The 23,690-nt window shown below is 66.6% G+C and carries 13 protein-coding genes; 9 read left to right on the top strand and 4 right to left on the bottom strand.

Features of this window, described 5'->3' with window-relative positions; translation table 11 throughout:
* Positions 1–4: 4 nt before the first annotated feature.
* The 3 genes from AS26_RS01275 (at position 5) to AS26_RS01265 (ending at position 4,560) form a co-directional block, all read left to right on the top strand.
* Positions 5–1,687: a M14 family metallopeptidase gene (locus AS26_RS01275; RefSeq protein ID WP_245629541.1), complete on the top strand. Its 1,683-nt coding sequence runs from the start codon at positions 5–7 to the stop codon at positions 1,685–1,687.
* A gap of 487 nt (positions 1,688–2,174) precedes the next feature.
* Entirely contained in the window at positions 2,175–3,368 is a 1,194-nt protein-coding gene (locus tag AS26_RS01270; RefSeq protein WP_062305494.1) for a glycosyltransferase family 4 protein, read from the top strand.
* The gene (locus AS26_RS01265; RefSeq protein WP_062305493.1) at positions 3,349–4,560 is read left to right on the top strand and encodes a hypothetical protein; all 1,212 of its coding nucleotides are present in this window, start codon (positions 3,349–3,351) and stop codon (positions 4,558–4,560) included. Before AS26_RS01270 ends, AS26_RS01265 begins: the two co-directional genes overlap by 20 nt.
* Positions 4,561–4,579: 19 nt before the next feature.
* On the opposite strand, the gene AS26_RS01260 is transcribed toward AS26_RS01265, so the two are convergent.
* Positions 4,580–5,044: a hypothetical protein gene (locus tag AS26_RS01260; RefSeq protein WP_062305532.1), complete on the bottom strand. Its 465-nt coding sequence runs from the start codon at positions 5,042–5,044 to the stop codon at positions 4,580–4,582.
* A gap of 156 nt (positions 5,045–5,200) precedes the next feature.
* On the opposite strand from AS26_RS01260, the gene AS26_RS01255 reads away from it, so the two are divergent.
* The 4 genes from AS26_RS01255 (at position 5,201) to AS26_RS01240 (ending at position 10,778) form a co-directional block, all read left to right on the top strand.
* A complete protein-coding gene (locus tag AS26_RS01255) occupies positions 5,201–6,049 on the top strand; it encodes an NAD-dependent epimerase/dehydratase family protein (RefSeq protein ID WP_062305492.1) in 849 nt (282 codons plus the stop codon).
* 84 nt (positions 6,050–6,133) lie between these two features.
* A complete protein-coding gene (locus tag AS26_RS01250; protein ID WP_062305490.1) occupies positions 6,134–8,338 on the top strand; it encodes an alpha-galactosidase in 2,205 nt (734 codons plus the stop codon).
* Complete coding sequence (locus tag AS26_RS01245; protein WP_062305489.1) at positions 8,335–9,459, top strand: Gfo/Idh/MocA family protein; 1,125 nt, start codon at positions 8,335–8,337, stop codon at positions 9,457–9,459. Before AS26_RS01250 ends, AS26_RS01245 begins: the two co-directional genes overlap by 4 nt.
* Positions 9,456–10,778, top strand: a complete 1,323-nt coding sequence (locus AS26_RS01240; protein WP_062305487.1) for a sedoheptulokinase — start codon at positions 9,456–9,458, stop codon at positions 10,776–10,778. The genes AS26_RS01245 and AS26_RS01240 overlap by 4 nt, the downstream gene beginning before the upstream one ends.
* Before the next feature lie 67 nt (positions 10,779–10,845).
* On the opposite strand, the gene AS26_RS01235 is transcribed toward AS26_RS01240, so the two are convergent.
* Both AS26_RS01235 and AS26_RS01230 read right to left on the bottom strand, forming a co-directional pair.
* The gene (locus AS26_RS01235; protein WP_062305485.1) at positions 10,846–11,802 is read right to left on the bottom strand and encodes a glycoside hydrolase family 113; all 957 of its coding nucleotides are present in this window, start codon (positions 11,800–11,802) and stop codon (positions 10,846–10,848) included.
* A gap of 23 nt (positions 11,803–11,825) precedes the next feature.
* A complete protein-coding gene (locus AS26_RS01230; protein ID WP_062305484.1) occupies positions 11,826–12,284 on the bottom strand; it encodes a VOC family protein in 459 nt (152 codons plus the stop codon).
* A gap of 171 nt (positions 12,285–12,455) precedes the next feature.
* Here AS26_RS01230 and AS26_RS01225 point away from each other — a divergent pair, with 171 nt between their 5' ends.
* Positions 12,456–20,609: a GH36-type glycosyl hydrolase domain-containing protein gene (locus AS26_RS01225; protein ID WP_062305482.1), complete on the top strand. Its 8,154-nt coding sequence runs from the start codon at positions 12,456–12,458 to the stop codon at positions 20,607–20,609.
* A 142-nt stretch (positions 20,610–20,751) separates the two neighbouring features.
* A complete protein-coding gene (locus tag AS26_RS01220; protein WP_062305480.1) occupies positions 20,752–22,122 on the top strand; it encodes an MFS transporter in 1,371 nt (456 codons plus the stop codon).
* A gap of 97 nt (positions 22,123–22,219) precedes the next feature.
* On the opposite strand, the gene AS26_RS01215 is transcribed toward AS26_RS01220, so the two are convergent.
* The gene (locus tag AS26_RS01215; RefSeq protein ID WP_245629540.1) at positions 22,220–23,602 is read right to left on the bottom strand and encodes an MFS transporter; all 1,383 of its coding nucleotides are present in this window, start codon (positions 23,600–23,602) and stop codon (positions 22,220–22,222) included.
* Between the last annotated feature and the right edge of the window lie 88 nt (positions 23,603–23,690).

Raw genomic sequence — 23,690 nt, 5'->3', positions numbered from 1 at the left:
GCGCATGCCGACGGCGGCCTACATGACCTACGCACAACTTGTGCATCGCTTGCACCAACTCGCTGATCGGGCGCCGGACCTCGTGCGGGTGGAGATCATGGGGAAGAGCCGCGAGGGGCGAGATTTGCTCGCGGTCACGGTGACGGATCTGGCGACGGGATCGCCCCTCGACAAGCCGGCCCTCCTGGTCGACGGCAACATTCACGCCGGCGAGGTCTGTGCGTCGAGCGCCGTCGTGTATTGGCTTGAGTGCTTGGTGGAAGCCCGCGATAGCGATCCGGCCGTGCGCGAGCTGCTGCGGACGCGCACCGTCTACGCCATCCCGCGCATCGCGGTCGACGGCGCGGAGCTGTATCTCACTACACCCGTCAGGCTGCGCTCGAGCCCGCACCTGTACCCGCACACATCGCCGCCAGACGGCTTTGTCGAAGATGATGTCAACGGGGACGGGCGGATTCTGTGGATGCGCGTGCCTGCGGAGGACGGGGCGTACGCCGTCGACGAGATCGACCCGCGCCTCATGCGGCCGCGGCAGCCGGGTGAAGTGGGGGGCGCGTATTACCACCTCTTTCCGGAGGGCCGGATCGCGCGTCGAGCGCAGGGCGGAACGCGGCCAGCGGTGTCCTCCGCGCACGAGGTGCGCCTGCACGGCATGGATTTCAACCGAAACTTTCCCATCCGCTGGGCTGGGGAGAGCGGCCAGCCGGGGGCCGGGCCGTTTCCGCTGTCGGAGCCGGAGCTGCGCGCGCTCGCCGATTTTATCCAGGCGCACCCGAACATCGCGGCGTATGCGGCCCTGCACACGTCGGGCGGCGTCATCCTGCGCCAGCCGTCGACCGGCGACGACACGGTCTTGTCTCCGCTCGATCGCGCGCTCTTCACGGAGGTCGCGCGGATGGGCGAGCGCGAGACGGGATACTTCTCGGGCTCCAACTACGAGAAGTTCGCGACCGGCCACGAGACGGTTTTGATGCCCGGTGCAGCGGACGACTGGATGTACGACCACCTGGGCGTGCTGAGCTTCACGGTGGAGCTCTGGGATCTGCGCCGCCGGGCGGGAGCGCGAGGATATGGCGAGATCGGCATGCGCAAAATGCTTGCGCTCACCGCGGAGGAGCGGCTGGAGGACGAGCGCAAGGTCATTGACTACGTGGCTCGCGAGTTTCCGGAGGCGTACACGCCGTGGACGCCGTTTGACCACCCCGACTTCGGGCGCGTCGAGATCGGCGGGATGGATCCGAAGTTTGTGGTTCAGAATCCGCCGCCCGCTCTGCTTGAGGAAGAGTGCGATCGCGTCGCCAGGTTCCTCACGAGGCTGGGGCTTTCGACGGCGCGCCTGGTGGTGGCGGGCCTGTCCGTCGAACCGGTGGCGGAAGGCGTGTACCGCGTCGTCGCGGAGGTGGCGAACGCGGGCTTTTTGCCGACGACGAGCACGAAGAAGGGGCGCGATCTCGCGCTCGGCGGCATCCGGGCCGAACTGCACGGGGCATCGGAGGTCCTGGCTGGCACGTCGCCGTGTGAGCTCTGTCACCTGGATGGCTATGGGTTTCACGGCGCGTGGCGGCTTCCCGTTCATCAGCGCGCGCACGTGGAGTGGGTGATTCGTGGCGCGCCTGGCGATCTCGTCGAGGTCCAGTTCCACGCTCCGCGCGCCGGGCGCGCGGCGGCGAGCGCCGCGCTGCCGTGACGGGTGAGCCGCGCGATGTCGAATGGAATCTATATGCTTCTCTTGGCGCGGAATGGAGCGGTTTGCGCCGGCGAGCCGCTCCGTTCTGCAATTCTAGTGGATATTTCCTATGGATTCTGATAAAATGAAGGAAGAGGTAGGGAGAAAACCGATGTGCGGTTGGGCCCTGCTGAAAACGTGGAGTGGGTATGCCAGAATGCGCCGTGCGGCGAGCCGCGTACGGGCTGGCTCGATGATGCGGCAAACGTGGGGGGTGGGAGCGGCGTTGCGACAAGTGGTCAGTGGGATTACAATATTAGCAGCCGACTTCAACGAGTGCTAACAGGGTGTTGCCCTCTCGTACTCCATGACGTTCCACCGCGGTGTGTCCGTGATCTGCTCTCCCTGCGCTTCTTTTACACATCCTAGTCGCAGGTACTCGCGCACAGTCACTTGTCGGAATTCGTCGCGAATTGGAGCCAGACAGCACACAGGAGGTGGCGCGTGCATGACGTTGGAAATCGGATATGTCAGCACCTATGTCCCCCGCAAATGCGGACTTGCCACATACACCCACCATTTGCGCCAGAGCGTTCGCCGTGCGGCGGGATCGTCCGCGGCCGACCAGGTCATCGCCATGTTGGGCCCGGATGAGGACGTGAAGAACTACAACCGCTCGTACTGGTTTTTGCGCCGCGACGAGCGCCGGGATTACGCGCGCATCGCTCGGCGGGTGAACGAAAGCCGAATCGGTGTCGTCTCGCTGCAGCACGAGTTCGGCATCTTTGGCGGCGAAGCAGGGGCGTACATCCTCGACTTCATCGACGCGCTTCACAAACCGCTCGTGACGACATTTCACACCGTATTTCGAAAGCCCATGTCGCCGTATCGAGAAGTGCAGAAGGAAATTGCCGAGCGAAGCGACCGCATCGTCGTGATGAATCGCCAGGCCATCGAGTATCTCGTCGAAGCATTCGGCATCTCGCCGTCGAAAATCCATTATCTCCCTCACGGGACCCCGGTGCGGTCCGTGACGCCGCGCGCCGAGTTGCGCAAGCGGTTTGGTTGGCAGGACCGGGCCGTGATCGTCACATTTGGGCTCTTGGGTCCGAGCAAGGGCATTGAGTTCATGTTGGATGCGATGCCGGACATCGTGCGCGAGGTTCCGAACGCGCTCTATGTCATTGCCGGCCAAACTCACCCAGAAATTGTCAAGCGCGAAGGTGAGGCGTACCGCGAATCGCTGGTTCGGCGGATTCACGCGCTCGGCATCGACGATCACGTCGTCATGCTGAACCGATACATGTCCGAGGCGGACATCGTGGATCTCATCACGGCGGCGGATCTCTACGTGACGCCGTATCCGAATATGGAGCAGATCACGAGCGGGACGTTGGCCTACGCGGTCGGCATGGGGCAGGTCGTGCTGACGACGCCGTACGCGTACGCGCGCGACCTGCTCAAGGACGTGCCGGAGCTGCTCGTGCCGTATGGGGACACGCGCGCGTGGGCGGAGCGGGCCGTGGAGGTCCTGACGAATCCCGAGAAGCGCGCGAAGTACGCCGAGCGGATCTCGGCCATTGGCGCAGACATGACGTGGCCGCGCGTGGGCGAGCGCCATTGGCAGTTGTTCCACGATGTCGCCCTGCAGGCTCGCCGTCGCGCATCGGGGGTGAAGGGATTTGCGGTCATCGCACACTGATGGGCTGCCGGTTTCCCTGGATCACCTGCGCAGGATGACCGACGACACAGGGCTCATTGAGCACGCGATTGGCCGCATTCCTCGCCGCCAGGAAGGATACTCCACGGACGACAACGCGCGGGCTCTCTGGCTCGCGTACGAGTGGCTCCACTACGCCCGCGAGCGGGGCCTGGAGGCGGAGGCGGCCGATCTCGCGCGGCTCATCGACATCTACTTCGCGTTCTTGGCCTGGGTTCAGAAGCCAGACGGCTGGTTCCACAACAATGTGTCGTATGATCGCCGCTTTGAGCTGGAGTTGCCGTCGGACGACTGTCAGGGGCGCTCCGTATACGCGCTCGCGGCAGGGATGTGCGAGGAGCGAGATCCGGCGCGCCTGACGGCCTACGCGCAAGTGCTTCGCAGGGGACTCGAGGCGGCTTTCGGCCTGACGCACACGCGCGGCGTCGCCCACGTGGTGGCAGCAGCTGCAAGGCTGTTGCGCCACGCCGAGGCCGCGGAGCTTTCCGAAGGCGCGGCGCCCGAGTTCTGGGCCTTTGTGCGTCAGCGCCTGCCGGGCGTCATGGAACGCGGTGCGCGCGATCTCGTGTCGAGGTTCGAAGTGCACGCCCGCGCCGATTGGCCTTGGTTTGAGGAGCGCATGACGTACGACAACGCAGTCATGCCGTGGGCGCTCTTCGAGGCCTATGCGATCACCGGCGAGGCCCGATGGAGAGACGTCGCGGAAACCTCGCTGCACGGACTCCTCGCCCGCATGCGCGCGCCCGAGGGGTGGCTTCGGCCCATCGGCAACCGCGGCTTCGCGGCGCCCGGGTTCACAGCCGTGTGGGACCAGCAGCCGCTCGAGATCGCGGGGCTCGCCGTGGCGTGCGAGTCGGCCTGGCGGGCGACGGGCGACGCGGCTTATCGGCGGCTTGTGGCCGAGTGCCAGCGCTGGTTTTACGGTGAGAACGACAAAGGGGTGCCCATGGCCGATCCGGCCGACGGCAGTTGCTGCGACGGCCTGACGCCGCAGGGGCCCAACCTGAACCGCGGTGCGGAGTCCACGTGGTCGTACCTGATCACCGAGATTCACGTCGAGCGGACATTTGCCGGGGATCTCGACGCCGCACGCGCGTTTGGCGCGTGGGTGGGCGTTCCGCGCCACGCCCTCGCCTCCGCGCGGGACAGACGGGCGTTTGGCGGTCACCGGTGACATGGCGCGCCGGCCGGCCTCACAGCGGAGCGAGGCCGGCGTTTCCATTATCCTTCATGCGCTGATACCAGCCCAGAAAAGCGTTCTCGACGGCGGTTCGCATCTTGGGCTCGGAAAACTCGCCGTGGTAGAGCTTCTCCTCGTCCCGCCAATCGGCCCAGAGGCCGTTTTCATCTGGGGCCTGCGTCCAAAAGTCGTCCTTCGCTCGAACGTCGAACACCCCGTTCTTGTATTTCGCCACCACTTTGAAGCGCGGGCTGTAGAAGTGCGAGTTGAGAAAGGCCACCACGAGCTCGACAGACTCGGTGGTCACGACCTTCGCCTCGAGGGCGGAATCGCCTTCGTGAATGGCCTTGGCGATGTCGTTGAACAGCCGAACGGCCTCTTCTTTGCATTCGGTGTCGCTCATCACGACGTGCGTCTTGACGTTTGTCTCGTCCCCGCGCTCGCGGATGCGCGTCATCTCACGGTGAAACGCGTCCATCCCATCGCACTCCTTCCGCACGCTCTTGAACACATCCTCTCCTCGATTGGGCGTTTCATGCGCGTCCGCGCGTCCACACTTGGTGTACAATGAAGGCGTTGTCATTCGCTTTGCAGACATGATGGCATTTCAGTCGTGAACAGGAGGTATGTCCCCATGCGCGTGGTCATCACCGGAGGAAGCGGCCTGCTCGGCCCATGGGTCATTCGCGAGTTTTTGAGCGCGGGCTACGACGTGTTGAACGTCGATACGCGCCCGCCCGCAGAGGAGCTGTGCCCCACGCTCCTCGCCGACCTCACGGACCTTGGCGATTGTTATCAGGTCCTTCAGGGCGCCGACGCCTTGGTCCACCTCGCCGCACTGCCGCGCGTCGGCATCCGCACGGATGCGGCCACGTTCGCCCTCAACACCGTGTCGACGTACAACGTGCTCGAGGCGGCGGGATCGCTCGGCATTCGGAAGGCCGTCATCACGTCCAGTGAATCTTCGTATGGACTCGTGTTCGCCAAACATCCGTTTGCGCCGAAGTACGTGCCTGTCGACGAGGAGCATCCTCAGCTCCCACAGGACGCCTATGGCCTGTCGAAGGTGGTCAACGAGCTGACCGCGGAGACGCTCCACCGGCGCTACGGCATGCAGATTGTGTCGTTCCGGCTCGGCAACGTCATTGCGCCAGAGATGTACAGAAACTTTCCTGACTTCATCAAAAAGCCGGAGGTGCGCAAGAATATCCTCTGGTCGTACATCGATGCGCGCGACGCGGCGGTGGCGTACCGGCTGGCCGTGGAGAAGGACGGCCTCGGATGCGTCAAGCTCAACATCGCCGCCGATTGGACCAGCATGGATTTGACGAACGGCGAACTGCTCGCGGCGTGCTACCCCGAGGTCACCGACATTCGCGTAAATCCAAACGGCTACGAGACCCTCCTCGCCAACCGCAAGGCGAAGGAGATGCTTGGCTGGCAACCCATCTACCACTGGCGGGATGAGGTCGCAAAGCTGTGAGGGGCCATCCCGCCCACCGCAAGCATGCGCCCCACGGCATGCCCACAGGGCTAGGCTGTTTCGACGTGGAAAGGAAGACCTTCGATGCCCATCCTCTTTGACGCGAATGAGCGCCTGTTTCACCTGACGACGCCGAGATCGAGCTACGCCATGCGCGTCCGTCAGGACGGACTCCTGGAACACCTCTACTGGGGCGCAAGGCTCAACGACGCCTTGGATCTGCTCCGCCTCGCCCGCGCGAGCGAGCGGCTCGACGCGCGTCCGGCGCACATGCGCGCCGCCGACGTCGGCTCGCTTCGGCTCGAGTACCCCGCGTATGGGACGGGTGATCACCGCGATCCCGCCTACGAGGTCCTGCAGCCTTCGGGCAGCCATGCGTCCCAGCTCGTGTACGAGTCGCACCGGATCCTGCCTGGCAAGCCGCCCCTTCCGGGCCTGCCCTCGTTTTACGTCGAATCCGATTTCGAAGCCGACACGCTCGAGATTTCCTTGGTCGATCCCGCCATCTCGCTGCGCGTCATCCTCTCCTACACCGTCTACCGCGACTTCGATCTCCTCTGCCGGCACGCGCGCTTCGAGAACGCCGGGGCAGAGGTGCTCGTCCTGCGCCGGGCGCTTTCCGCGTCGGTCGATCTCGACCTCAAGCACGCGGATTTCGTCCAACTGTCCGGCGCCTGGATCCGGGAGCGGTTCATCGAGCGGACGCCGGTGTCACCCGGGCGGCACGAGATCATGAGCCGCGCCGGCTTAAGCGGGCACAAGCACAATCCCTTCTTCGCCCTGGCGGCGCCCGGTGCGAGCGAATCGAGCGGCGAGGTTCGCGCGTTCGCCCTCGTGTACAGCGGCAATTTTCTCGGCGCGTGCGAGATGGAGCCGATGCGGCAGAGCGTGCGGGCGCAAATCGGCATTCATCCCGCCGACTTCTCCTGGCGCCTCGAGCCCGGCGAGCGGTTCGTCGCGCCCGAGGCCGCGCTCGTCTACTCGGACGAGGGTTTCGGCGCCATGTCGCGCACGTTTCACCGCGCCATACGAAAGCGGTTGTGCCGAGGGACGCATCGCGACGCCGTTCGCCCCGTGCTCCTCAACAGCTGGGAAGCGACGTATTTCCAGTTTGACGAGGGCGATCTCGTCGAGATCGCAGAGCAGGCGCGCGATCTCGGCGTGGAGCTGTTCGTGCTCGACGACGGCTGGTTCGGCCAGCGCGACGATGACACCACGTCGCTCGGCGACTGGTGGCCGCACCCGCGCAAGCTGCCGGGCGGTCTTCGTCGGCTGGCGGATCGCATTCACGCGCTTGGGCTTCGCTTCGGCATCTGGATGGAGCCGGAGATGGTGTCGCCGAAGAGCGAGCTGTACCGCGAGCACCCGGACTGGTGTCTGCACGTGGCGGATCGGCCGAGATCGGAGCGAAGGCATCAGCTGATGCTCGATCTCACGCGCGAGGACGTGCGCGCCTTCGTGGTGGACGCCGTGTCCCGCGTGATTCAAGAAGGGGCCGTCGATTACGTCAAGTGGGACATGAACCGGCCGATGACAGAGGTCGGATCGGCCGCGCTTCCGCCCGAGCGCCAGCGCGAGGTCGCGCACCGCTACGTGCTCGGGCTGTACGAGGTCCTCGAGGCGCTCACCCGCCGGTTCCCGCACGTGCTCTTCGAAAACTGCGCCTCGGGCGGGGGCCGGTTCGATCTCGGCATGCTCCACTACATGCCGCAGACCTGGACGAGCGACAACACGGATGCTGTCTCCCGCCTCAAGATCCAGCACGGCACCAGTCTCGTCTATCCGCCCATCGCGATGGGCGCGCACGTGTCCGCCGTGCCGAATCACCAGATGGGCCGCGTCACGCCGTTCGCCCTGCGCGCGGGCGTCGCGATGTGTGGCAATTTCGGCTTTGAGCTTGATCCGCGCCGGCTCTCGGACGACGAGCGGCGCGAGGCGCGTCAGGCGGTGGAGCGGTACAAGGAGGTTCGGAAGCTTGTGCAGTTCGGCGACTTTCACCGGCTGCTCTCGCCGTTTGACGGGCCGGAGGCGGCCTGGATGTTTGCGGCCGAGGACGGCAGCGAGGCCCTCGTCGCCTACTTCTGCACGTATCCGGATCCCATGGAGCCGGCTGCGCGCCTCGTCCTGCGCGGGTTGCGGCCTGAGGCGCGCTATGTCTGCGAGGCGCTTGGCGAAAGCTTCCGCGGCGACGCGCTGATGCACCACGGCCTCATCGTCCCGCGCCAGGTGGGCGACGGGCAAGCGGTCTGGCTTCATCTCAAGCAAATCGGGGAGGGTGACGGGGCATGATTCGAGTTGGTGTGATGGGCTGTGGCGTCATCAGCGAGGTGTATCTCAAGAACCTTCAACTCTTCGGCATTCCGGTGGCGGCCGTGGCGGATCTCGATCAGGCGCGGGCCGCCGCCCGGGCCGAGCAGTTTCAGGTCCCGGCGGTCGCGCCCGACGAACTCCTCGCGCATCCTGAGGTGGATCTCGTCCTGAACCTCACGGTCCCGAAGGCGCACGCCGACCTTGCGCGCCAGGCCTTGGAGCACGGCAAGCACGTGCACACGGAGAAACCTCTCGCGCTTCGCGCTGAGGACGCCAAGGCGCTTGTCGATCTCGCCCGCGCTCGCGGGCTCCGCCTTGGATCCGCGCCTGACACGTTCCTCGGCAGCCACCTCCAGACCGCGCGGAAACTCCTGGACGACGGCTGGATTGGCGAGCCCATCGGCGCGACGGCTTTCATGATGAGCCACGGGCCGGAGCGCTGGCACCCAAATCCGGACTTCTTCTACCAGGCGGGGGGCGGCCCGATGTTCGATATGGGCCCGTACTACCTCACGGCGCTCGTGCACCTGATGGGCCCCGTCCGCCGCGTCGCCGGGACCGCCCAAACCACCTTCTCCACGCGCGTGATCGGTTCCCCAAATCGATTTGGGGAACGCATCCCGGTGGAGATCCCGACGCACGTGCAGGCCCTGCTCGAGTTCGAGCGCGGGGCCACGGGCTTGCTTGTCACCACGTTCGACGTGTGGCACTCCGAGCTGCCACGCATCGAGATTTACGGCACGGAAGGGACGCTCGCCGTGCCAGATCCCAACTACTTTGAGGGCACGGTGCGCGTGCGCCGCCGCGGCGCCGAGGCGTGGTCGCCCGCGCCGGCGCTCTTCGGCTTCGCGGAGAACCGGCGCGGCCTCGCGGTGGCCGACATGGCGCTCGCCATCCGCGACCATCGGCCGCACCGCGCGTCGGGGGATCTCGCCCTGCACGTCGTCGAGATCATGGAGGCCGTCCACCTTTCGGCGCGCGAGGGGCGTCACGTCGAAATCGCCTCGCGGCCGGATCGGCCAGAGCCGTGGCCCATCGGCTACGACGAGACTGCGCTTCAGCTCGACCTCTGCTCCCAGTGCGAGCGGGATAAGTCATGAAGGCGCTTGGCATCGATCTCGGCACGACCTCCATCGCCGCGGTGGTGTACGACGCCGCGGCGAGCCGCGTCCTGTGGTGGCAGTCTCAGCCGCACGGCGCCCAATTGCCGGCGGATCACCCGCTCGCGTCGCTGCAGGACGCGGTGCGCATGTTCGCCCTGGCCGAGCGCATGGTGGAAGCGGGGCTTGCCGAGCATCCCGACGTGGCCGCCATCGGGGTCACGGGCCAGATGCACGGCGTGGTGTATCTGGACGCGAAGCTTGATCCCGTGAGCCCGCTCTTCACGTGGCAGGATGGGCGCGCAGGTGAAGCGGCAGAGGCCGGCGAGACGTTCGCGGCGCGCCTGTCTCGCCTGACGGGCACACCTGTGCATCCCGGCTACGGCCTTGCGACGCACGCCTGGCTCCTGCACCACGGCCTCGTGCCGCAAGGCGCGCGCAGGCTTGCCACGCTGCCGGACGCGTTTGCCGCCCGACTCGCAGGATGTTCGCGCCCTCGCGCGCACGCGTCCCTCGCGCACAGCATGGGCGGCTTTGACCTCGCGAACGGGGCGTTTGCTGCGGAGGGCCTGCAGGCGTCAGGGATCGATCTCGGCCTTCTGCCCGAAGTGGCTCCGGATCTGGCCGTGCTGGGCGAGCACCGCGGCATTCCCGTCGCCGTGGCGCTGGGGGATCATCAGGCGAGCTTCCTCGGCGCGGTGGGCGCGGCAGAGGGGGGCGTGCTCGTGAACATCGGCACGGGCGCTCAGGTGTCCGTCTGCGTGCGGGGACGGCCCGAGCTGCCGCCTGGCGCCGAACTGCGGCCGTTTTTGGGGGATCTGTACCTCGCGACTGTCGCGACGCTGGCGGGCGGCGCGGCGTACGCCCTTGTGGCCGCGTTTTTCGATCGCGTCGTCCGGCTGTATGGCATCGAGTCCCCGCGCTCGGCGTACGAGGTGCTCGACGAGGCCATCGCGGCGTGGCGCCAATCGGGCGGCGGGCCGTTTCCCCGCGTGCGCCCGACGTTTTTTGGCTCGCGGTGGGGCGACGGCGGCGCGCGGGTCGAAGGGTGGACCGCCTCGGGCATGACGCCTGAGGCCTTCGCCTGGGGCGTGCTGCGCGGCGTGGCGGAAGAGCTCCACGAGGGCTATGGCCGCCTCGCGCCGCGCGCGTCTGAGGGTGCCGGCGCGCTCGCGGGGGCGGGCAACGCGCTTCGCGTCAACCGGCACCTGCGCGACGCGGTGGAAGCGGTGTTTGGGCACCCTGTGCGGCTCGCACCTCACCCGGAGGAGGCGGCGCAGGGGGCGGCGCGCTGGGCGGCGATGGCCGTGACGGCGTGACGCAACGCGCTCCCAGTGGGATGGGCGGCAAATGCGCCCATCCTTGGCTTTTCAGGGCACCGCTGCCTCATGCGCGCGCGGCGAAGGCCCGCCAGACGACAGCCTCGGCCGGCTTGCCGTAGATGCAGTAGCTTCCATCCTCGCCGGCTTTGTCGCGCGGGTACAGCTTCCACGGCCATTCCCACAACATGTAGCCCTTGAACCACGGCTCGTCGGGCATGGCGGAGAACATGGCTTCGTAAAACCGCGCCTGCTCGTCGAGATCGACCGCGCCCGGATGCCGGTAGTCCCACGGGCACGCCCCGGAACCCGCGCGGCTCGGGCAACCCACCTCCATGAAGAAGAGCGGCTTCCCGTGCGCCTCGGCCACCTCGCGGAGCACCGGCACGCGTTCGCGCCAGCGGTCGATGGGGTAGTACGCGCTCGAGGAGATGAGGTCCACGGCGTCCCAAAACCGCACGTGCTCCTCGCGCCCATGATTGCAGTTGTACGTCACGAGGCCGCCGTACTCGCTCCGCACGCAGGCAATCACGTCGCGCCACATGGCCTCGTGCGGCTCGGCGGTGGTCATCTCGCAGCCGACGCAGAACATCTCGCAACCCGTGCGCGTGGCGAGGCGCGCGTAGTGGGCCATCATGTCGGCGTAGGACTCAAACCACGCACGCCAGGACGCGAGATCCGGTTGGCGCGCGTCCCCGAAGGCGATTTCGCCCCGCCAGGTCCCGTCTCGGCAGTTAACCGTGGGCTTCAGGCATACCTTGAGCCCGAGTTGGTGGGCGAGATCGGCCATCGCCGCAATTTCGTCGTCGCTCACCGTGGCAGGCGGCCCAAAGTCAATGGCCGGATGACCCGGGTGCTCCATGAGGCCTGCGAAGGCGAGCGTCACCCAGTTGAAGGGCTCGTCGGCGAGCGCCCGCATCGACGCGCGCGCCTCATCGGTGCCCCACGTCCCGTGCTCGCCGACAAAGCCAAACGTCATGCCGCGGATGAAGTCGATGTCGAATGCGCTTTCGATCCGTTCCACGCGAAGCTCACCCCCGAGGTGCCTCACCGGCGGTCGTTTTCCAACAGTTCGATCACGGCTCGCGCGGACGATGCGCCGTCGAAATAGGCGTACCGGCCTCCGGTGTATTCGCCGCGCTGGATGAGCCGCAGTCCCGCTTGGGTCAGTGCCTCGGTGTGCGCGGCCATGTCGTTGACTTCAAATGCGACGTGATGCACGCCCTCGCCGTGTTCATCGAGCCAAGCGCGCCAGGTGCTCGGTTGGTCGTCGGGCTCGATGAGCTCGATGTCGAGGTTCTCGAGGCGGAAAAACGCGAGCTTGGCCCTCGCCGGGGTCGGCTGTCCCTCGTATTCGGTCCGCGCTTCCTCGTACGCCTCGGTCCAGTGCCACTTCGGCACCTCGCAGCCGAGGAGTCTCGCCCAGGCGGCGCTCGCCGCTTCAATGTCGCGCACGACGATGCCAATTTGTGCGACGCGCCGCGTCCCCAGTGGATACGCTTCCATACGCCTTCCTCCCAAAACGTTTTGACACCATCTTACCACGTCCATCGCCGTCTGTGTCGCGGCGAACCGATTTATAATCCAGACTTCAAACGGGAATGGTTACATATGCTGCCGTTTTATCTGTTCGGGCGGATGGCCGATCCGAGACTCACGGCGGCACGAGGAGGACCTATGGCGTTCGACACCGAGCTCGAGAGGCGCGCGCGTGCATTCGCGCTGACGCAAGACATCAGTTCGACGCGCGGCGGGGGGGCCGATCTCTGGCCCGTCCTGCGCCGAAAGGTGGCCGAGGTGCGGAATCTCGCCGCGAGGCTCGAGCGAGAGCCTGCGGCGTGTTCGGAACCTGCGCACGAGTGGTTGATCGATCACGCCGCCTATCTCGAACTGCAGGCGATGTTGGCGGAGCGACTGTGGCCGAACGCCGTGCTGCGGAAGTTACCCAGGATGGCCGAGAACGGAGAGCCGCGCGTGGTGGCCCTCGCCGCGGCCTATCTCGATGTGACGCGCGGACGCGTGGAACCCGACACGCTCATCCGCTTTGTGGAAGCTTACCAAGACGTGCAGGTGCTCACGACCCTCGAGTGCCATCAGTTGGCGAACGCCTTGCGCGTGGCCATGCTCACGCGGCTCGCCGAAGCGAGCGATGAAATCGCCCACCGGTACGAGGCGTGCCGCGCCGTGGCACAACTGCTCGACGAGATCGAGCGGGGGGATGGGCCCGAAGCCGTGCGACGCGCCATCGACCGCTTTGCCAAGGGGCGCGCGCTTGGCGCGGTGGAAGTGGTGCACCTCGTGCATCACCTGTCCGAGTGGGAGCCGGACAGCCACGAACTGCGCGAATGGCTCGCGGCGCACGTCGCCCATTCCTCCGACAGCATCGAGCGATTGACGACGTACGAAGCCGAGTGGCACGCCGAAATCCAGGTGCTCATCGGCAATCTGGTGCAGAGCCTGCACGCCTTGGAGCGCATGTCCTGGCAGCCCGTTTCCACCCGCATCTCCCGCGTCGAGTCCTGCCTGCGGGAAGAGCCTACGGGCGACTATCTGCGGCTCGATCCGACGAGCCAACAGGTGCTCACGCATCAGGTCAGCTGGCTCAGCGAGGCCTTCCGCCTGCCCGAGGCGATGATCGCGGAGACCGCCGTGTCGCTCGCGCGCGAGGCCTGGGAAAAGGCCGGATCGCCCACATTCGCGAGCGACCTGCCGCGCGAGGCGTTTGTCGCGTATTATCTGTGCGATCCCGACGGGATGCACGCCCTTCATCAGTCGCTCAAGGAGCGCGCGAAGCCGAGGCCTGTGCCACAGATTGCGCTCCGCCGCCGTCCCCTGCGCACGTATCTCCTTGCGGCCGCGCTGTTGTTCGCGGTCATCCTGTGGGCGGTGCTCGAGGGGATGACGGGCGGGTTTCGCGCGCCTCTGGGGGCGACTCTCGCCCTTGCCGTCCTGCTCGCCCTTCCCGTCAGCGAGTGGGTCCTTTCGCTCGTGCACGAGGGGATCCGCCGCGCCGTTCGGCCCGTGCCTCTCCTGCGCCTCGACTTCAGCGAGGGGATCCCAGGGGACGCGCGCACCTTAATCGCGCTCCCCGTCATCTGGGCGAGCGAGTCCGACGTCGACGAGGCGTTTGACAAAATCGAGCTTCACTATCTGACGCAGCGAGGCGACAACGTGTACTTCGCGGTCCTCTCGGACTTCCGGGACGCCGATGCGCCACATCTGCCGGAGGACGAGGCGCTCCTCGCCCGGGCGCGCGAGCGCCTCGAGGCGCTTCGGCGCAGGTATGGAGCGGCGCGCTTCTTTTGGTTCCACCGAAGGCGCGTCCTGAACCCCGCCGACGGGGTCTACATGGGCTGGGAGCGGAAGCGGGGGAAGCTCGTCGAACTGGTCGAACTCATGCGCGGCGCGCGGAACACCACCTTCTTTGTCGAAGATGGCCCGCTCGACGCGCTGTCGACCGTTCGCTACCTGTTTACCGCCGATCTCGACACCGAGCTTCCCATCGGCACCGTGCAGCGCCTCGTCGGCACGATGCACCTGCGCTACAACCGGCCGCGCCTCAACGCCCGCGGGACGCGGGTCGAGCAAGGCTACGGCGTGCTCCAGCCGGCCGTGGCCGTGAGCCCGCGCTCCACACTTGTCTCCCGCTTCGCGCGCCTGTGGTCGGGCGAGACGGGCGTGGATCCTTACGCGTTTGCCATCTCCAACCCGTACCAGGACTGGTTCGGGCGCGGCCTGTTCGTCGGCAAGGGGCTCATCGACGTCGATACGTTTCACGCCGTGCTGTGCCATCGCATCCCGGACAACCGCGTTCTGAGCCACGACATCCTCGAAGGCGGGTTTTTGCGCGCGGGGCTCGTCGCGGACGTGGAGGTGGTGGAAAGCCAGCCTGCGACGCTTCGCGCCTACATGCGCCGCGCCCACCGGTGGGTGCGCGGAGACTGGCAGCTGACGTATTGGCTGCGCCGGGTGTGTCGAGATCGGCACGGCCAACCGCGGCCCATCGATCTGTGCGGCTTCACCCGCTGGAACATCGTCGATCACGTCCGGCACAGCCTGGTCCATCCGGCGCTCGTGCTGCTCGTGGGCGTCGGCAGCGCGGGACTGTTGCCCGGTTCTGCCTACGCGTATGGGGCGGTGGTGCTCATCACCGTTTTTTTGCCCTTTCTTCGCCAACTGGACGCCATTCGGCCCGGCGAATGGTCGTGGAGGTCCGCCGCGACGGCCCTCGGGCAGAGCCTCGTCATGCTCGTGACGCTGCCGTTCATGGCCGTGGTCGAGGTGGACGCCAGCCTGCGCGCGCTCTATCGGATGCTCGTCACGAGGCGACGGCTCCTCGAGTGGATCCCGTCCGCTCACGCGGATCGCGCGGACGGATCGCCCGCTCCTCTTCTCTACGAGCCGGCCGGTTACGCGGTTGCGTTGGCGTGTTCGGTGCCGGGTCTCTTCGGCACATGGGCACAGGTCCTGACGAGCGCCCTCGCGCTCCTGGTGTGGTTGCCCGCGCATGGTGTGGCGCGATTTCTCGCCCAGCCTCTAGATCCGACGCGCGTGGAACCGCACCCCGAGCTTGCCGCGCACCTTCGCGAAGTGGCCGCGGCCATGTGGCAGTTTTACGAGCGGTACGTCGGCGAGGAGGATCACCACCTGCCGCCGGACAACGTGCAGCTTGAGCCGGTGGAGCGCGTTGCGCACCGCACGTCGCCGACCAACATCGGGCTCTACCTCCTGTGCGTCGCCGCGGCTGCAGATCTGGAAATCATCTCGAAGGAATCCGCCGTGCACCGCCTGGAGCAAACCATGGCGACGCTCAGGTCCCTGGATCGGTGGCACGGCCACCTGTTCAACTGGTACGACACGCGCACGCTCCGGCCCCTTCCGCCGAGGTACGTCTCCACCGTGGACTCTGGCAACCTGGTCTGCGCGATGCTCGCCCTGAGCCAGGCGCTTCGCGAATGGGCTTCTGCCGGCGCGGACGTCGCGCCGCGCGCGCATCGCCTCGCGGACGAGTTGGAGGCGTTCGCGCGAGAGACGGACTTCCAGCCGCTGTACCGCCCGGAACTCCGGCTGTTTTCGCTCGGTTTTCACGCGGATCGGAACGAGCTCGAGAACATCGTGTACGATCTCCTCGCGTCCGAGGCGCGCCAGGCGAGCTTCTTTGCCGTGGCGACCGGCCAGGTGCCCGCGTCTCACTGGTTTGCGCTGTCCCGCACCATGACGCGCGTGGGCCGCCATCAGCCGCTCCTGTCCTGGTCCGGAACGATGTTCGAGTACCTGATGCCCGCGCTTCTGATGCGCCACCTGCCCGGGACGCTGTGGGAGGAGACGTATCGCGGCGTCGTCTCGAGACAAATCGCCTACGCGCAAGAGCGCGGCGTCCCGTTCGGGATTTCCGAGAGCGGGTTCTACGCGTTCGATCGCGACTTCAACTATCAGTACCGGGCGTTTGGCGTGCCGGGGCTCGGGCTTGACCGCGGCCTCGAGCGCAACCTCGTCGTGGCGCCGTACGCGACGATGCTCGCGCTCCCCTTCGCCCCGGGACAGGTGGCCGAGGCGCTCCGGCAATTGCGGACACTCGGGGCTTTGGGCCCGTACGGCTATTACGAGGCCGTCGACTTCACGGCGAGCCGGCTTCCGCCAGGCGAACGCCACAGGGTGGTGCAGAGCTTCATGGCGCACCACCAGGGCATGGCGTTCATCGCCATCGCCAACTACCTGCACCACAACCTGTGGGTGGAGCGGTTTCACCGGCTGCCGCTCGTGCGGGCGGCCGAATACATGCTGTACGAGCGCATGCCGAAGCGCCCGGCGCTGCTCCTGAAACCCGTCCACGCCGCGCACGCGCCGAGCTTTGACCAACCGGTCTACGCGCGCAGGCGAAGCGGCGACGAGCTGGCCTGGAACGCCATCTCCAACGGGAGCCTGACGAGTTTCGCCGACACGCGCGGGGAGGGCGGGATCGCCTGGCGCGGCATCGCCGTCACGCGCTTTCGGCCGGATCCACACCTGCCGTATCGGGGACCGGTCATGTACGTGCGAGACGTCGATCGCGGCGGCATGTTCCGCACCACTCTGCACGGCGGCGCGGGGCACATCGAGGCGGAGTTTCGGCCGGACAAGTCGACGTTTCGGCGCGTGGTCGACGGTATCGAGAGCGAGTGGTCCGTGCTCGTGGCGCCGGATCGAGACGTGGAGATCCGGCGGCTCGTGCTCCAGAACCTCGGGGAAGACGTCCGCCGGCTCGAGGTGACGTACTTCGCCGAACTCGCGCTCGCGAAGCCTTCCGCGGACATCGCGCACCCGTCGTTCCAGCGCCTGTTCGTCGAGACCGGGTGGGACGAGGCGCGCCAGGTGCTCTGGGCCCGGCGCAGGCCCGAATCGGACGACGAGCCGGGCGTGTACGCGGCGTTTCACCTGGTGGCGGACGACGAGGGGGCGCCCATCGAGTGGGACTCCCACCGCGCGCGGTTTGTCGGGCGGGGCGGCAGCCTGGCCGCGCCGCGGGGGCTCTGGCACCGCCTGCGCGGTGAAGCCGGCTCGGTGGCCGATCCGGCCGCCATCCTGCGCACGACCGTGGTCCTCGCGCTCGGGCAAAAGCGCGCGCTCTATGTCATCACCGCGCTCGGCGAGGCGCAAGACGAGGTCGTGGAGCGCGCGTTCGAAATGCGCCACCCCGCGGCCCGATCGCGCGCGGCGCAGCTCGCCTGGATGCGCGCGCAGATCGATCTCCGCCAGTTACACCTTTCGCCCGACGACGTCGAGGACGCCATGGAACTCCTGTCGCGGTTTCTGTCCCGTCACGCGCTTTCGCCCGAGCGCAGGGCGGCCATCCTGCAGAACGAGCTCGGCCAGTCCGGGCTCTGGGCGCACGGGATCTCGGGCGACAGGCCGATTGTCGCCGTGCGGCTCGCCTCCCCGGCCGAAGTCCCGTTTGTCGCGAAGCTCGCCCGGCTCACCCAGTACCTCGGTCACATGGGCTTCGCGAGCGATCTCGTCGTGATCGACGAGACCCTATCCAGCTATCGAGACGAGATGCGCGAGCGGATCCGGAGCGAGATGGCTCGCCGAGGTGTGCACGACGCGGCGCTCGCGGTGGTGAAGGCGGATCAGCTGTCGAGCGCCGAGCGCACGCTCGTCGAGGCCGTCGCCGTGGCTACGCTGCGCGCCGGTGGGCCAAGCGTCGGCGCGCAACTGACGGGCGGGAGGACGCGGCGCGAAGAGCCGGTGAGAATGGCGTCGGATCGCCTGGAGCCGGAGCCAGAGCGCGAGCCACGCGACGCCGGGCCGGTGGAGGGAGAGTTTGCGAACGGCTACGGGGCGTTTGTCGATAGCGGCCGCGCGTACCGCATGCGCGTGACGCGCTCCCTGCGGCCCCCGCGCCCGTGGGCCAACGTGCTTGCCAATCCCCATTTTGGCGCGCTCGTGACGGAACTTGGCACCGGCTACACCTGGTGGCGCAACAGCCGCGAATGGAAGCTCACGCCCTGGCACAACGATGCCGCCTTTGATCCACCCGGCGAGGCTGTGTATCTCGCCGATCTCGACCGCGGCATCGTCGCGAGCGCCACGCCGTCGCCCGCCGGCGATGAGGGTGCGTACGAGGTGACGCACCGGCCGGGCGTCACGTCCTTTGAGAGCGATTTTGGGGGCGTCCTCGTCGCCCTCGAGGTGTTCGTGGATCGCGCGGAGCCCGTCAAGTGGATGCGGGTGCGCCTTCGCAATCCAAGCGATGTGCGGCGACGCATGCGGGTGGCGCCTTACGCCGAATGGGTGCTCGGCGTGGAGCCGTTTGCGACGGCGCCCCTCGTCGTGGTGCGAAAGATCCGCGGTGTGGACGCCGTCGCGGCGGAAAACCGGTATCAGGAGGCGTTTCGCGGCGCGGTGGGCTTTCTGGCCGTGGGCGGCGACGGCCAGACCACCGGCTGGCTCGGCGACAAGACGCGCTTCCTCGGCGGCGGATCGTACGCTCGGCCCGACGCGCTGCTCGCCGGGGACGGGTGGCGCGGGGAAGACGGTCCCACCCAGGCGCCCTGTGCCGCCCTCGCGCGCGATCTCGACCTCGGGCCGCACGAGCAGGCGGAGGTCATCATCCTCCTCGGCGCAGCGCAGGGCGAGCGCGAGGCGGCGCGCCTCGCGCGCCTAGCCCATCAAGCCGCGGCGGACCGCGCGCTGCGCGAGGTGACCGAGTTCTGGTCAGACCTTGTCACGCGCGTCCAGGTGCGCACGCCGGACCGCGCCTTCGACATCCTGATGAACGGCTGGCTCGTGTACCAGGCCCTCGCCTGCCGCCTCTGGGCCCGCACGGCGTTCTACCAGGCCGGCGGCGCGTTTGGCTTCCGCGATCAGCTGCAGGACGCCCTGGCGCTGCTTCACGCCTGTCCCGACGCCCTGCGCCATCAGATCCTGCGTGCGGCGCGCCACCAGTACCTCGAAGGCGACGTGCAGCACTGGTGGCATGAGGAGCTTGGAAAAGGCATTCGCACCCGCTTCTCGGACGACTTGCTCTGGCTGCCGTACGCGGTCTCGCGCTACATCGAGGCGACGGGCGATAGGGCCATCCTCGACGAGCGCGTTCCGTATCTCGTGAGCGCGCCCCTTGCAGGCGGGGAACTGGAGCGATACGAGGACTGCGTCTGGAGTCAGACGGAAGGCACGCTGGCGGAGCACGTGGCGCGGGCCGTCGAACGCGCGCTTCACTTCGGCGATCACGGCCTGCCGCTCATCGGCATCGGCGACTGGAACGACGGCCTGAGCCGAGTCGGCGCCAAGGGCCGGGGGGAGAGCGTGTGGCTGGCGTGGTTTTTGGCCGATGTGCTGCGGCGCGTGGCCGAGATCGACCACCCGTCGCTCGCTTCCTACCGCGGCCGCTGGCTCGCGATGCGCGAGAAGCTGTTCGAAGCGGCCAATGAGTCGGCATGGGACGGACAGTGGTATCGGCGCGCCATCACGGACGACGGGCTGTGGCTGGGCTCGGCCGCCTCGCCCGCGTGCCGGATCGACGCCATCGCGCAGTCCTGGGCGGTCATCTCGGGCGGCGCCCCGCCGGATCGGGCCGTGCGCGCCATGGAGTCGTTCGACAGGGAACTCGTGGATCGACGCCTGGGCGTGGCACATCTGCTGCAGCCGGCGTTTCGAGACCTGCGCCCGAGCCCTGGCTACATCCAGGGCTATCCGCCGGGCATTCGCGAAAACGGCGGGCAGTACACGCACGGGGTCATCTGGAGCGTCATCGCGTGGACGAAGCTTGGGCGGGGAGAGGAGGCGTATGAGCTCTTCTCCATGCTGAACCCGATTCATCACGCCGACACCCCGCGCGAAGTGGAACGGTATGGAAACGAACCGTACGTCATGTCGGCGGACATCTACACGGCCGAGCCGAACGTGGGGCAGGGCGGCTGGTCGTGGTACACAGGCGCGGCCTCGTGGATGTACCAGGCGGGACTGGAGGCCATCCTCGGCGTGCGGCGGCGGGGGAGCAAGCTCATCGTGGAACCGTGCATTCCCAAGCACTGGCCTGGCTTTGAGGTGCGGTATCGCCACGGTTCGACGCTGTACCGGATTCGCGTCGAACGGGTGGCACAGGGTGAGGGCACGCGCGCGCAAGAGCTCACGGTCGACGGGGTGGGTGTGGCCGAGATCGACCTCGTCGACGACGGGCGGGAACACGACGTCCTCGTGCGATGGAGCGGCGGGAAGGCCCAAGACCGCGGCACGGCGGCCGACAAGGAACCCGTCGAGATTCGCGAGTGGGTTCGGCAGCTGCGCGCGTCGAGCACTACGCATGCGCTGCCCGCCACCGCGACGTTTCGAAACGGGCCATCGGATGTTTGATCGCGCAGGAGGCCATGGACCTCCTGCCGCGCCTGATGGTGTGTCTTTGCCGTTTCTTTACATGGTGGCAAGAGGTCGTTCACGCGCCATTTACAAACCGGTTCTACCATGGAGGTGACACGAGTACAGGGAGGCGTTTCCTATGGCCACCGTCGGCGCAGACCGCACTTCCATGTTTGCACCCCTCGACCGATCGCGGTGGAACGCGTTCCACTGGAAATCGGTTGTGACGACCGGCATGGGTGTCTTCACGGACGGCTATGACCTCTCGTCCATCGGTATCGTCCTGCCTTTCATTCTCGCCTCGTTCGGCCAGAAAAGTTTGACCAGTTGGCAGAGCTCGCTGTTGACAGGGAGCGCACTGGTGGGCGCGGCCATCGGCGCGCTTGTGTTCGGGCCGCTCGCCAACCGAGGGCGCAAGCGGTTCTACGGGTTGGACGTCCTGGTGCTCACCATCGCCGCGTTGGCTCAGGCGTTTGCGCAGAACATCGATCAGCTCATCGCGATTCGCTTTCTCCTCGGGTTTGGCGTCGGGGCCGACTACGTGCTGTCGCCGGTGATCATGGGCGAAAACGCGAATGCGCGCGATCGCGGCAAGAGCCTGGCGCTCGGCTTTGGGTTGACCTGGGGCATCGGTGCGGCGGTTGCGGGCCTCGCGACCATGGTGTTGAATGCGTGCGGCGTTCCCGCCGATTGGGTGTGGCGCATCGTCCTCGGGCTTGGCGCGATTCCTTCCGCATCGGTGATCTACCTGCGGCGCCGCTTGCCGGAGACACCTCGCTACCTGGCGCGCGTGGAGGGGAGCAGCGCGGCGTATGAACGCGTGGTCGAGGCTGTGGTGGGACAGCCTGCTGCCATCGCGCCCGTGAAGCGAGACGACACGTCCGCGGCCGTCTATTTCAAGACGCACGCGAAGCGCATCGTTACGGCGTGCCTGCTCTGGTTTTTGTTCGATCTCGTCGCATACTCCAGCATTCTATTCGGTCCGAATTTAATCGCCAAGAGCTTGGGCGTTTCCTCGGGGTTGTTCCAGGTGGTCATGGAGCTCGCGTTCACCGTCCCCGGCGCCTTGGTGGGCTTGGCGCTCATCGATCGCGCTGGGCGCAAGCCTATGCAGATCATCGGGTTTCTCGGTATGGGCGCGAGCCTCGTCCTGTTCAGCTTGCTGCGAGGGCATTTTGTCGGTCCGTGGGTTGGCCTCATGCTGTATGGCGCGCAGAATTTCATGTCGCAGATGGGGCCCGGTTCCGTGTCCGCCTCTGGCATGCTCGGCGTGGAACTGGTGCCGACGAAAATTCGCGGCACCGTTCAAGGATGGACGGTGGCGTCTGGGCGCGTGGGCGCGGCCATCACGGCCTTCGTCTTCCCGCCGCTCTTCGCCAGGGTGGGTGAAGGAACCGCCATCCTCCTCTTGGGCGCGTTGTGTGCCATCGCGTCCATCTGCACTTGGGTCCTGCTCCCTGAAACCAAGGCGCTTCCTCTGGAAGAAGCCGCGGAGGAGTCCGTCGCGTAACGAAACGGCTTGCATCGCAATGAAGATGGCAAGGGCGGCCGATGCCCTTGCCATCTTTGCGCTTCCAGCCTTTCCATCCATTCGCGTTCACAGCCATTTACATGCCGACATTCGGCCCTTCGTTCTGCACAATGACGCGCTCGTTGACATCCTCCAGTGCGCGTCCCGTCGTCTTGGGGCCAAGGACCCCCACGTCAATCATGAGGAGCACCATGGCGCCAGCTACCACCGAGAACATGGCCGTGGCCCCATGCGCGTGCAAGACGGGCAACAGGATGAACGGCATCAGGCCGCTCATCAGGCGGCTCAGGCTGTACGCCGTGCCGACAGCCGTGGCGCGCACGGAGGTGGGGTAAATTTCGGCCTGAAAGATGTGATAGCCGTTCGAGAAAATGTTGCTCGATAACGTGTACAAAAAGCCAAACAGCATGATCAGCGCCGGCTGCGTGGTCATGCCAAAGAGGATGCCGAACACGGCCATGCAAAACGCGGAGCCCACCACAATCCACTTACGTTCCATCCGCTCCACAATGGGCACCGACAGCAGCGAGCCAATCGGATAGCCGATGAAACTCACCGCCGCGTAGGTGAGCGATGTGGTGATGGTCAAACCCTTGCTCGCCAAGACCAGCGGAACCAACGTGCCGAAGCCGTAGTAGCCGAAGGTTTGGAGGATTTGAAAAATCCACAGCATGACGGTTCGCTTAGCGTACGTCGGCGTGAACAGCGTGGAGAGCGGCACGCGCCGCGGCTCTACCGCGTCCCTGACAGGCGCTTGGTTCGCGGGTTCGTGTGGCGCCTCGGCCAGGAAGCGCGCGAGAATCCGCTCGGCTTCTTGATGGCGGCCCACCGATTCCAGCCAGCGGGGCGATTCTGGAAGGATTTGCTGAAGCGACCACACGATGATGGCGCCGAGGGAGCCAATCACAAACAGCCAGCGCCAGCCCGCCATGAGGAAGTGCGTGGTCACGAGGGCACGCGCCAAAAACCCTTCCACCGGCGTCGCACAGAATTCCAGCGTGTAGGTCCACGCCATGATCCGCCCGCGATTGTGCGCCGGGAAGATCTCGCTCAGGTACACGTCGCAAAGCGGCAGCAGCGCCCCGATGCCAAGTCCGGCGAGAAACCGGAAGACAATCAGGAAGGAGACGTTGGGGCTAAAGGCCGCGATGAAGGTGAAGACGGAATAAGTCGACAAAATGCCCAGAAATGCCGCCTTGCGTCCGACGCGATCCGCCAGCGCGTTGAAGCCGATACTGCCGATGAACATGCCGAGAAATGCGGATGAGAGCAGAAGCGCCTGCTCGGACTTGGGAATGTGGAACGCGCTGGTGAGGACGGTTCCGAGCACGCCCGAGAGGTAAATGTCGAACAGGTCGAAGAACAAGCTGATGCCGACGATCACGGCGATGCGCTTGTGCCACCTCGTGAGGGGCATCTGGTTGAGGCGCGCGGCCACCATGGGTGTGGACAAGACCATCCCTCGCTTTCTGACGATTGCCCGCCCGCGTGCATCACCTCCCTGGGCAGGTCTTGCGGGCGCTTACATGCTTTCATTATACAACCGT

It is taken from the genome of Alicyclobacillus sendaiensis NBRC 100866 (assembly GCF_001552675.1).
Taxonomy (GTDB): Bacteria; Bacillota; Bacilli; order Alicyclobacillales; family Alicyclobacillaceae; genus Alicyclobacillus; species Alicyclobacillus sendaiensis.
The sequence above is the reverse complement of the archived record's forward strand: the minus strand, read 5'-3'. Positions and strand labels throughout refer to the sequence as shown.

Excerpts from the sequence above, each read along its gene's own strand:
- AS26_RS01275 (WP_245629541.1), top strand. The coding sequence starts at position 5 with ATGCCGACGGCGGCCTACATGACCTACGCACAACTTGTGCATCGCTTG.
- AS26_RS01270 (WP_062305494.1), top strand. The coding sequence starts at position 2,175 with ATGACGTTGGAAATCGGATATGTCAGCACCTATGTCCCCCGCAAATGC.
- AS26_RS01260 (WP_062305532.1), bottom strand. The coding sequence starts at position 5,044 with ATGGACGCGTTTCACCGTGAGATGACGCGCATCCGCGAGCGCGGGGAC.
- AS26_RS01255 (WP_062305492.1), top strand. The coding sequence starts at position 5,201 with ATGCGCGTGGTCATCACCGGAGGAAGCGGCCTGCTCGGCCCATGGGTC.
- AS26_RS01250 (WP_062305490.1), top strand. The coding sequence starts at position 6,134 with ATGCCCATCCTCTTTGACGCGAATGAGCGCCTGTTTCACCTGACGACG.
- AS26_RS01245 (WP_062305489.1), top strand. The coding sequence starts at position 8,335 with ATGATTCGAGTTGGTGTGATGGGCTGTGGCGTCATCAGCGAGGTGTAT.
- AS26_RS01240 (WP_062305487.1), top strand. The coding sequence starts at position 9,456 with ATGAAGGCGCTTGGCATCGATCTCGGCACGACCTCCATCGCCGCGGTG.
- AS26_RS01230 (WP_062305484.1), bottom strand. The coding sequence starts at position 12,284 with ATGGAAGCGTATCCACTGGGGACGCGGCGCGTCGCACAAATTGGCATC.
- AS26_RS01225 (WP_062305482.1), top strand. The coding sequence starts at position 12,456 with ATGGCGTTCGACACCGAGCTCGAGAGGCGCGCGCGTGCATTCGCGCTG.
- AS26_RS01220 (WP_062305480.1), top strand. The coding sequence starts at position 20,752 with ATGGCCACCGTCGGCGCAGACCGCACTTCCATGTTTGCACCCCTCGAC.
- AS26_RS01215 (WP_245629540.1), bottom strand. The coding sequence starts at position 23,602 with ATGGTCTTGTCCACACCCATGGTGGCCGCGCGCCTCAACCAGATGCCC.